Source organism: Streptomyces adustus (assembly GCF_009377175.1).
In the GTDB taxonomy this organism is placed as follows: Bacteria; Actinomycetota; Actinomycetes; order Streptomycetales; family Streptomycetaceae; genus Streptomyces; species Streptomyces adustus.
Genome location: NZ_VJZD01000307.1, coordinates 1 through 10,275 on the forward strand (window position 1 = coordinate 1; position 10,275 = coordinate 10,275).

The 10,275-nt window shown below is 73.0% G+C and carries 8 protein-coding genes; all 8 read right to left on the bottom strand.

Going from position 1 to position 10,275, the window contains the following annotated elements; all coding sequences use genetic code 11:
- Positions 1-3: 3 nt before the first annotated feature.
- Complete coding sequence (locus FNH09_RS41045; protein WP_238427407.1) at positions 4-1,305, bottom strand: hypothetical protein; 1,302 nt, start codon at positions 1,303-1,305, stop codon at positions 4-6.
- Positions 1,302-3,059, bottom strand: coding sequence for a DUF3492 domain-containing protein (locus FNH09_RS41050; protein WP_162469853.1), 1,758 nt, complete (start codon positions 3,057-3,059; stop codon positions 1,302-1,304). Before FNH09_RS41050 ends, FNH09_RS41045 begins: the two co-directional genes overlap by 4 nt.
- Before the next feature lie 190 nt (positions 3,060-3,249).
- Positions 3,250-5,088, bottom strand: a complete 1,839-nt coding sequence (locus tag FNH09_RS41055) for a dipeptide ABC transporter ATP-binding protein (RefSeq protein WP_338017842.1) — start codon at positions 5,086-5,088, stop codon at positions 3,250-3,252.
- Positions 5,085-6,083: an ABC transporter permease gene (locus tag FNH09_RS41060; protein ID WP_152894962.1), complete on the bottom strand. Its 999-nt coding sequence runs from the start codon at positions 6,081-6,083 to the stop codon at positions 5,085-5,087. Before FNH09_RS41060 ends, FNH09_RS41055 begins: the two co-directional genes overlap by 4 nt.
- Complete coding sequence (locus FNH09_RS41065; RefSeq protein WP_162469854.1) at positions 6,080-7,099, bottom strand: ABC transporter permease subunit; 1,020 nt, start codon at positions 7,097-7,099, stop codon at positions 6,080-6,082. Before FNH09_RS41065 ends, FNH09_RS41060 begins: the two co-directional genes overlap by 4 nt.
- Before the next feature lie 4 nt (positions 7,100-7,103).
- Complete coding sequence (locus FNH09_RS41070) at positions 7,104-8,831, bottom strand: ABC transporter substrate-binding protein (protein ID WP_152894963.1); 1,728 nt, start codon at positions 8,829-8,831, stop codon at positions 7,104-7,106.
- A 162-nt stretch (positions 8,832-8,993) separates the two neighbouring features.
- Positions 8,994-9,086 carry an Ms4533A family Cys-rich leader peptide gene (locus FNH09_RS49980; protein ID WP_338017843.1) on the bottom strand — a complete coding sequence of 31 codons (93 nt, stop codon included), beginning with the start codon at positions 9,084-9,086 and terminating at the stop codon, positions 8,994-8,996.
- Positions 9,087-9,142: 56 nt separating this feature from the next.
- On the bottom strand, positions 9,143-10,275 hold a 1,133-nt coding region (locus FNH09_RS41075), incomplete at its 5' end, for a DUF3152 domain-containing protein (RefSeq protein WP_152894964.1).

Here is a 10,275-nt window from a genome sequence, read left to right on the forward strand (position 1 = left end):
GGGTCATCGTGCGGCCTCCGGTCGGGCGTGGGCCGATGCGCGGGTCAGGCTGCGGGTCGCCTGGACCAGCAGGACCAGCGCTCCGGCTCCGCAGACGAGAGCCGGGACGCTGCCGGGGCCCCAGGCCCGCACCAGGGACTCGACGGGTGCGGCCAGGGCCCCGCAGCCGGGCAGGCGGCCCGCGAGGACCGTGCCCACGGCGGCGGCTTCGGCCAGCGCCGCCGCGCCGAGGACGACCGCGGGCGCGCGGGTGAAGCCGTGGAGGGCAAGGAGGCGGGCCGTCAGCAGGAGCGCGCCCAGGGTCAGGACCTGCGCATAGGGGGCGGCCTCGCCCAGGGCCGCGGCGCACAGGGCCAGCAGTGCCGTCAGCGCGCCCAGGAACAGGGCGAACACGGCGAGCACCAGGGGTCGTACGGAGGCGGCGAACTCCTCCAGACCTCGACTGGTCGTCAGCTTCCGGCGCGCGCGTACGGAAAGGAGGTGCGCGGACCAGGCGGCCGGGGCGCAGGCGAGCGCCAGGGCGAGGACGGGTGCCGTGGCGAGGGCCCAGGGGCCGCCCGTGAGGCAGGCCGGCAGCCCATGGGGGCCTGCGGCGACGGCGTCGTGGAGCAGGCCGTCGCCGAGGGCGGCGTAGGCGAGGAGCCACCACGGCCAGCTGTTGCCGCCTGCCGGGTGCGCGCCGGTGCGAGGGGTGACGGCGCTCAGCGGGCCGCGGCTCAGCGCCGCCCGCAGGCCGAGCGCCAGGGCGAGGATGCCCACGGCGGCCGTGATCAGCCGGGGTTGTCCGGTGGTCAGGCGCAGGCCGGCCACGGTGGCGGCGCACAGGGCTCCCGGAAGCAGGGCGAGCAGCACCCAGTCCGCGCGGGGCCGGGTGGCCGCGGCGGTGAGCGGACGCGGCGGCGACGCGTCGGTGCGGGGGACCCGGGCGTACATCTCCTCCGCGAGGGAGAAGACGTCCCGGTGACGGAAGCGGGCGGCGGTCCGGTCGGTGACGCCGTGCGCCTCCAGACCGGCCGCGATCTCCAGCGGGTCCACGGCCCTTTCGCACAGGCCGCGGTGGCGGTGCATCAGGATCTTCACGGGGTCGGCCGCGCCACGGCGGGGGGCGGCCGACCCCGTCGAGGCCCTGCGGTCGACCGCCACTGCGGCGGGCCACCCACCGCCACCGGGTACGCCCTCGATCGGCCCGCCGTCACTCGGTACGCCGTCACCCGGTACGCCGTCGAACGACCCGCCGACGCCGAGTCCGCCCCCGATCGGCCCACCGACGCCCGAGCCGCCGTCCGGTCGCGTCGGCCCGCTCATCGCGCCCCCTCCGTCGTGGTCGGGCCGGCCACCGGGGCCGTCGGCCGCACCGGTGCCCCCGCGGCCCAGCCGGGGCCGCCCCGCGCGGCGATGCGGGAGGCCCGTCCCGTCCAGCGGCCGGGCAGCCGGGCCTCGGCGGGAACGGCGAACGGCAACGGTTCCCCGGCTCGGTCGAGGGCGGCCCGGTCGACCGGGGAGCGCGAGATGATCTCCAGATAAATGCCGTGGAACGCCTTGACGCTCTGCTCAACGGTGAACAGTTCGAGCGCCCGCGCGCGGGCCGCCGCGCCCAGGCGTGCACGGCGCTCGGGGTCGCGTAACAGGGTCACGCACGCCTCGGCGAGCGCCCGCGGATTGCGCGGCGGCACGACGAGCCCGGTGCCGCCGATGACCTCCACCACCGCGCCGACGTCGGTGGAGACCGTGGCGCGGCCGCAGAGCATGGCCTCGACGAGACCGACGGGGAAGCCCTCGACGACACTCGACAGGACGGTCACGCCGCCCGCCGCGTACGCATCCGCGACGGTGGGCGTCTCCGGGCCGCCGATCTCCTCGAAGGAGACCGGGTTGTCGCCCATGGCGTACGGGCCCTCCGCCTCGTCGGGGAAGAGCTGCGCGGCCAGCATCCGGCAGTGCCCCAGATAGGCCTCGCCCTCGGGGCCGACGGCCGTCGCGACGATGCGCAGGCGGGTCTTGGGCTCCTCCTTGCGGACCTCGGCGAAGGCGTGCAGCAGGGAGACCAGGTCCTTGGCCGGATCGACGCGGCCGACCCACAGCAGCGTGTCCGGGTCGGCGCAGTCGGGCGCCTCGCCCACCTCCGCGAAGGGTGCGGCGTCCATGCCCGGGTAGACGGTGTGCAGCTTGTCCCGGTCGGCGCCGCAGCGCTCCTGCCAGCGGCGGGCGTGCGCGTTGCCGGGGGTGAGACAGGCGGCCTGCCGGTAGACCTCGGTGGCGAGCATGCCGTGGAAGGCGGCGAGCAGGGACCGTACGCAGGGGGCGGCCGTGGCGGTCGGGCCCGCGCCGGAGGTCAGATAGTGCGTGCGCAGCCGGACGCCGTACTCGGTGACCAGCAGCGGTACGCCGAAGAAGTGCCGGGCGACCAGTCCGACCAGGGCCGCGGCTCCGCCGGAGGCGGCGTGGCACAGGTCGGCCGAGCCGAGTGCGTCGTCCTCGTACCAGCCGAAGGACAGAGGGCGCAGAGCGTGTTCGAGGCGCGCGGCGACGGTGAGCAGATCGGGTACCCGCGCCTCGCGCGCCGGGCGTGCGGCACCGGGTGCTCGGCAGGCACGCTCCAGGGCGCGCACGGCGCGCTCGGAGCGGAGCGCGTCCGGCAGTCCGCCCTCGTCCCGGGCGAGTTCGGCAAGCCCGTACAGCGCTCTGCTGAAACGGTCCGCCTCAAGGGCGCGGTCCTCCCCGGATCGGTGGGGGAAGGTCTCCGACGGCTGCCGGGCGCCCTCCGGCACGCCCGCGCACAGGGCGGCCGCGAGTTCCCCGAAGCACTCGTCGAAGCGCCGGCGCGCACGGCGCCCGTACCCCGCCCCGTCGTCGCCCGCCGTCCACAACGGTGCCGTACGCACCCGGTCGACCTGCGGGGGAAGCTCGACCCAGCCCTCGTTCACCTGGCGCTCGCTGCGGCTGAGCGCGTAGAGGTCGAACTCGTGCTGCCGGAGCCCGCGTACGAGCCGGTCGCACCAGAGACTGGCGTCACCGCTCACATACGGATAGCCACCCTCCGTAAGCAGTCCGATGCGCACGAGTGCACCCCCGATCTCCCGTATGGGGAGCCGTCGTTGACTCGACGGCTCGCAGCGGGAAGAACGTAAGCGGACAAGGCGGTGGCGCGATGGACGGTTGTCCGTCGCGCCACCAAAAGGGGTGAACGGTCGTAACTTTCCCGTGCGGGTCGCGTTCCGTCGCGCTAAGAGTTCATTCGGACGCGTGGTGTCACATATGGACGGGTTCCCTTCGCGCGGCCCGGCGCCGGGCCGCGGCCTCGGGGTCGAGGGCGGGTACGGCGGCGAGAAGCTGCCGGGTGTACGGGTCCCGCGGGGATCCGTACACCTCGTCGGCCGGGCCCGCCTCGACGATCCGGCCCCGGCGCATCACCGCGACCCGGTCGCTGACCTGGCGCACCACGGCGAGGTCGTGCGCCACGAAGACCAGCGCGAGTCCGAGTTCGCGCTGCAACTCGCCGAGCAGGGCGACCACCTGGGCCTGGGTGGTGACGTCGAGCGCGGAGACGGGTTCGTCGCAGACGATCACGCGCGGGTCGGCCGCGAGCGCCCGCGCGATGCCCACGCGCTGGCGCTGACCGCCGCTGAACTCGTGCGGGTAGCGGTTGTAGTGCGCTCCTTCGAGTCCCACGCGCTCCAGCAGTTCCCGCACGCGCCCCTGGACGTACTGCTCGTCCTTCTCGCCGCGCGCCCGCAGCGGGTCGGCGACCGATTCGCCGACGCTGCGGCGCGGGTTGAGGGAGGAGACGGGGTCCTGGAAGACCATCTGCACGGCCGGGTCGACCCCGGTGTGCGGACGGCCCGCGTACCGGATCTCGCCGGCGGTCGGGGCCAGCAGTCCGACGAGCATCCGGCCCAGGGTCGTCTTGCCGCTGCCGCTCTCGCCGACGATCCCCAGGGTCTCGCCCCGGCGGAGGGTCAGCGACACGTCGTCGACGGCCGTGACGGCCCGCTTCCCGCGGCCGAACTCGCGCCGCAGACCGGCCGCCTCCAGCACGACCTCACCCGACGCCCCGAAGGCCCCTTCCCGGCCCCCGTCCGAGGCGTGGTCCGACGGGACGCCTTCCCTGCCCCCGTTCGGGGCATGGTCCGACGGGACGCCTTCCCGGCCGCGGTCCGACGGGTGGTCCGGCCGGTTCGAGGCCCGGCCCCGGTCCGCCGCGTGTGCCACGACGCGCCTGGCCTCCACGCGCGGGACCGCGGCGAGCAGCTCGCGGGTGTACGCCTGCGACGGCGTCCCGAGGACGTCGGCGACCGGGCCGTGCTCGACCGCCCGCCCGTGCCGCATGACCAGGACGTCGTCGACGCTCTCCGCGGCGACGCCCACGTCGTGCGTGACGAGGAGCAGGCCCATGCCGGTCTCCTCGCGCAGCGAGTGCAGCAGGTCGAGGATCTGGGCCTGGACGGTCACGTCGAGCGCGGTGGTCGGCTCGTCGGCGATCAGCAGATCGGGCGCGCAGGCGAGCGCCATGGCGATGAGGGCGCGCTGCCGCATGCCGCCGCTGAACTCGTGCGGACGCGACCGGGAACGCCGTGCCGCGTCCGCGATCCCCACCCGCTCCAGCACCTCGACGGCACGCGCGCGTGCGGCGCGCCGCGAGGCACGCGCGTGCACGCGGTGGACCTCGGCGATCTGGTCGCCGATGGCGTAGTACGGGTCCAGGGACGACAGCGGGTCCTGGAAGACCATCGCCGCCTTCCCGCCGCGCAGGCGCCGCAGTTCGTCGTCGGACGCCTGCTGTACGTCGGTGCCGGCGACGCGCACCGAGCCACCGACGGCGGCCCCGGTCCCCCGGTGCAGCCCGAGCAGGGCCGCGGCGACCGTGGACTTGCCGGAACCGGACTCGCCGACCAGCGCGAGGGCGGCGCCCCGCCGAAGCCGGAAGGAGAGGCCGTCCACGGCCCGCAGCGGACCGAACCCGACCGTCAGACCGTCGACTTCGACCAGGCTTCCGACCGGACTTTCGGCCGGACTTTCGGCCGGACTTTCGGCCGAGCCTCCGACCGGGTTTTCGACCTGGCCTTCGGCCGGGATCTCGATCGGACTCATGAGAGCACCACCCGTCGGTCGGCCACCGCGTACAGGACGTCCGCGACGGCGTTGGCGAGGACCACGAAGAAGCCGATGACCAGCACCATGCCGACGACGACCGGCAGGTCGACGACGTTCACCGCGTGCACCAGTTCCTGTCCGACGCCCGGCAGTCCGAAGAGCGTCTCGGTGAGCACCGCGCCGCCGACCGCCGACCCGAAGTTGTTCGCGTTCAGGGCGATGACCGGCGCGAACGCCCCGCGCAGCGCGTGCCGCCCGATGACGGACCGCTCGCCGACGCCGTACGCCCGGAAGGTGCGGATGTGGTCCTCGGCGAGGGTCTCCAGCATCGACGACCGGGTCAGCCGGGCGAACGCCGCGGCCTCGATGAGGGCGAGCGAGACCCAGGGCAGCAGCAGGTTCCACGCCCACTGCTCGGGGTCGTCGGTGAGGTTCACGTACTGCGGGAAGGGCAGCAGGCGCAGTTCGCCGCAGACGACGATCAACAGGATGAGGCCGATGACGAAGACGGGGGTGGCGGTGCCGGCCAGGGTGAGGGCGGTCAGCACCCGTTCGGAGAGCCGTCCGCGTCGCCAGGCCGAGAGCACACCGGTGCCGACGCCGAGGACGAGCCACAGCACCATCGCACCGAACACCAGCGAGAGACTGACCGGGAGCTTGGCCAGGATGAGCCGGGTGACCTGCTGGTCGCTCTGGTACGACAGCCCCAGGCAGGGCGCCGGGCAGTGCTCCACGGAGGTTCCGGTCGAGTAGTCCTGGCCGGCCAGGAGTCCCTGGAGGAAGTGTCCGTAGCGCACGTACAGCGGGTCGTCGAGGCGCAGCTGCGCGGCCACCTGGTGGACCTGGGCGGGCGAGCAGCGCGGGCCGCAGGTGATCTGGGCGACGTCGCCGGGGGTGGCGTAGAAGACGACGTAGACGATCACCGAGAGGGCGAACAGGGTGAGCAGCGTGCCGATCGCCCGGCGCGCGAGAAAGCCGCCGAAGCCGGTCATACGGAGTCCCCCCGACTGCCCGTGTCGGCCTTCGTCTCGCGTCTGCGGCCGGTGCCGACGCGCAGCCGGGACGCGGCGCGCGGGTCGAGCGCCGTGCGTACGCCGTCGCCCAGGACGGTGAGCGCGAGGACGGTCACGAACAGGGCGCCGGCCGGGAGCAGCAGGTACTGCGGGGCCGCCTGGTACCAGACGTCGGCGGCGGTCAGCATCTGTCCCCAGGAGGGCGTGGGCGGTTTCACGCCGACGCCGAGGAAGGACAGGGCCGCCTCGACGGTGACGTTCTGGGGCACCAGGAGCGCCGCGTAGGTGAGGACGGGCGCGGCGAGCCCCGGCACGAGTTCCCGGCGGGCGATCCGCCAGGCGCCCCAGCCGCTGAGCCGGGCGGCGGCGACGTGGTCGAGTTCCTTGAGCGTGAGCGTCCGGGCGCGGACCACCTTGGCGATGTTGCCCCACGAGATCAGCCCGATGACCAGGGTGACCAGGACGGGGCGCGGGAAGGCCGGCGGGACGATCGCGAGCAGCGCCAGCGACATGATCATCAGGGGCATGGCGACGAAGATGTCGGTGATCCGGCTCAACAGCTCGTCGACCCATCGGTTGCCGAGCCCGGCGGCGATGCCCAGGACTACCCCGAAGGCGATCTGTACGACGGTCGCGGCGAGTGCGACGCCGAGCGAGACCCGGGCGCCGTACGCGAGCCGCGCGAACAGGTCGCGGCCGGTCTGCGGTTCGATGCCCAGCCAGTGGTCCGGGCCGATGCCGCCCAGCGGGCCGGTCGGCACACCGCCGCGGGCGGAGTCGATGAGGGCGGGGTGGTAGCTGGTCGGGTCCTGACCCTCGATCGCGGTGAGCAGCGGCGCGGCGAGCGCGACCAGGACGAGCAGCGCGACGACGACCGCCGCGCCGAGGGCGGCGCGCTGCGTCCGCAGCCGCCGCCAGAACTGAAGGCCCCCGGAGGCGGCCGGGACGAAGACGTCCGTCCCGGCCGTCCGGGAGGCGACAAGTGCCTCGCTCACGGTTCTACTTGACCGCGACCTGCGACGGGTCCAGCACGCCGTCCCAGTCGCTGATGACGATGTTGCGGATGTCCTTGCCGTACAGCCGCTTGTAGACCGGGTGGAACAGCGGGACGGTCAGCGCCTGTCCGGCGATCTTCTTGTCCAGTGCGCCCCAGCGCGCGGCGGCCGCGTCGAGATCGGTCAGCTTGTTGATCGCGTCGATCTCGGTGTTGACCGTCTTGTCGTCGAGGAAGCCGGTGTTGAAGTTGGCGCCGTCCTTCACGATCTGGCGGCCGTCGAAGATCGGGGCCAGGAAGGGGCCGCCGGAGGGCCAGTCGGCACCCCAGTGGGCGAGGAAGAAGCCGGGTTCGGTCCTGGCGCCGTGGACCGTGTCGGAGTAGTCGTTGTCCTCCAGGCCCTTCAGCTCGACGGTGATGCCGGCCTTCTTGAGCGCGTCCTGGATCGCGGTCGCGATCTCGGGGCTGGTCTCGAAGTCCTTGCTGTTGGAGTGGGTGAGCGTGACGGTCAGCCCGTTCGCGTACCCGGCCTCCTTCAGCAACTCCTTGGCCTTGGCCGCGTTGCCGGACGCGCCGGCCGGGAACAGGTCGTAGGGCTGGTAGCCGTAGGACTTCTGGTTCGGCAGGAAGGTCGTCGCCGCCTCGGCCAGCGACGAGCCGCCGGCCGCGTTGACCACGGACGAGCGGTCGACGGCGTACGAGATCGCCTGGCGCACCCTGACGTCGTCGAACGGCTTCACCTTCGGGTTGAACGCGATGTAGTTCGTGTAGCCGAAGCGGCCGGTGCCGACCCGGGAGGCGAGTGCCTTGTCCCCGGTGACCTGGGCGAGTTCGGCCGGGCCGAGGTTGGTGTCCGTGGTGATGGCGGCGGCGTCCGCGCCCTGGGAGGCGGACAGCCGCTGGTTGATCACGGAGGAGTCGAGCCCGGAGCGTACGTCGATGCGGTCCGGGTAGGCCTTGCGCTCGGCGTCGGTGGCGGCCGACCAGTACGTGTTGCGCTCCAGGACGAGCCGCTCGCCGTCGTTCTCGTTGCTGACGACCTTGTAGGGGCCGGACGAGACCGGGTGCTCCTCGTACTTCGTGCCGGTGTCCTTGGCCTTCGGCACGGGTGTGAACTGCGTCTGGGTGGCCAGGTAGGGGAACTCGCCCTCGGGCTTGTTCAGATGGAAGACGATGGTGCGCGCGTCCGGGGTCTCGATCGAGTCGAGGCTCTTGCCGCCCTTGTAGGGGCCCTGGTAGTCGGCGCCGCCGATCAGCCAGTCGCGCAGGTAGGGGGCGCCGCCGGAGAGTTCGGCGGCGAAGGAGCGCTCGATGCCGTACTTGATGTCGGCCGAGGTGATCGCCGTGCCGTCCTCGTACTTCAGGCCCTCCTTCAGTGTGTACGTCCACACGGTCGCGTCCTTGTTGGGGCGGCCGGTGTCGGTGGCCAGGTCGGGGACGACCTGCGCGCCGGCCGCGCCGTTCTCGCGGTTGCGGGTGGTGAGCGTGCGGAAGACGAGGGAGGGGATCTTGCCGCCGCCGGTGGTGTAGAGGCGGGCGGGGTCGAAGTCCTGCTGAGGGTTGCGGTTGAGGACCGTGAGCGTGCCGCCGCGGTGGGGCGTGGAGTCGCCGCGGGAGGCCTGGGAGCCGTTGGCATCGTTGTCCTTCGGCCCGCAGGCGGCGGCGCCCGCTGCCAGGACCAGGCTGACGGATGCCGCTGCCACGCGGCGCGCTATGACGGACGGATGACGCATCGGAAGGACGACCTCTCGAATGATGAGACAGAATGACGAGGAGTGAGACGAATGAAGACAGACGTCGGCCCGGCGCCAGGTCGTCGAGAAAAGGTCGCAGCCGGCCGTGACCCGGTCACGGCAGGGGAGGGAGTTCGCGACGCGCGCGCCAGGGGGCGGGCGTCAGCGACAGTCGATGTCGGCCACGCAGAGCGCGGTCACACCGATGAGCGCCAGCTCGATGGCGGCGCGCGCGGCGGTGTGACGGAACGACATGCGCTGAAATATGAACGAACTTTCCGTCCATGTCAAAGCGATAGGTCGACGGTCCGTCAACCGTTCGGATAAGCCCAGGGGTTGGGCTTGCAGGTGATGCCGTCGTGGTCGAGGAACTTGGTCTGCTGCTGCATGACCGGAGCGAGCTCGCCGTTCTTGCCGCAGGTCACATGGCTGTAGCCGAGGCGGTGGCCGACCTCGTGGTTGATCAGCATCTGGCGGTAGGGATGGATCGCGTCACCGTAGGTCTTCGAACCCTGTGCCCAGCGGTAAGCGTTGATCATCACGCGTTCCGTGGAGGCCGAGTCGCACGACACGTTGTCCTCGGTGGTGTCCAGACCGGACTTGGCGCACCAGACGGCGGTGGTGCCGGGGCTGGCGAGGGTGATGACGAAGTCGGGCTTGCCCGAGTCGATCCGTCCGAAGGTGCGGGCGCCGTCGTGGGCCCAGCTCCGGTCGTCGTTGAGCGTCTTCTGCACGGCCTGCGCGAAGAGTGCGCCGTCGAGGCCGAGCCCTTGTTCCACGTCGACGCGGTAGGTGTACTTCTTGCCCTTCCCGGGCGCCTTGTCGACGCCGGGGACCGTGTCGAACTTCCCCGAGCCCTTGAGTGTGGCGCTCAGCGGGTACTTCTGGGCCATCTTCTGCGCGTACGTCAGCGGCACCACCTGGGGTGACGCGGAGGGACCGGTCGCCGCGGAGGGCACGGAGTCGTCGGCCCGGCCCGTGAGGGGCTGCGACCGTACGGCGGTGTCTTTGTCGTGGCCGGTGAACTGGCCGGCCACGACCACGGCCAGCACGGTGGTGACGGCGGCGGCCGCTATGCCGGCGAAGGCGCGGCCCTTGACCCCGCCCTCCCGCGTGGGCTCACCGGACGGCGGCGCGTTGTCGTCCGCCACGTCACCTGCGGTCCTGCCGCCGATGTCGGTGGCGGCAGCGCCGCCCGTGGCCGTCCGGAGGGTGCCCGCGGCCCGGCCGGCACCGCGCGCGTTCGGATCCGTGGCGAGCGCGGAGGCGGTGGCGCGGGGCGCGAAGACGTCGTCGTCGGTGAAGGCGTCGAGGTACTCCTGCCGCGGGCCGCCCGGCGTGGCCGCCCGGCGCTGGCGCGGGATGGCGGGACCCTGCCCGCCGCCCCCGGGGGCGTTGCCGGGACGATCGGCCGCCGAGCCCCTCGACGCGCCGTGCTCGGCCG

Bases quoted from the DNA above. Each gene is read 5' to 3' on its own strand.
- FNH09_RS49980 (WP_338017843.1), bottom strand. From the start codon at position 9,086: ATGTCGTTCCGTCACACCGCCGCGCGCGCCGCCATCGAGCTGGCGCTC.
- FNH09_RS41055 (WP_338017842.1), bottom strand. From the start codon at position 5,088: ATGAGTCCGATCGAGATCCCGGCCGAAGGCCAGGTCGAAAACCCGGTC.
- FNH09_RS41070 (WP_152894963.1), bottom strand. From the start codon at position 8,831: ATGCGTCATCCGTCCGTCATAGCGCGCCGCGTGGCAGCGGCATCCGTC.
- FNH09_RS41060 (WP_152894962.1), bottom strand. From the start codon at position 6,083: ATGACCGGCTTCGGCGGCTTTCTCGCGCGCCGGGCGATCGGCACGCTG.
- FNH09_RS41045 (WP_238427407.1), bottom strand. From the start codon at position 1,305: ATGAGCGGGCCGACGCGACCGGACGGCGGCTCGGGCGTCGGTGGGCCG.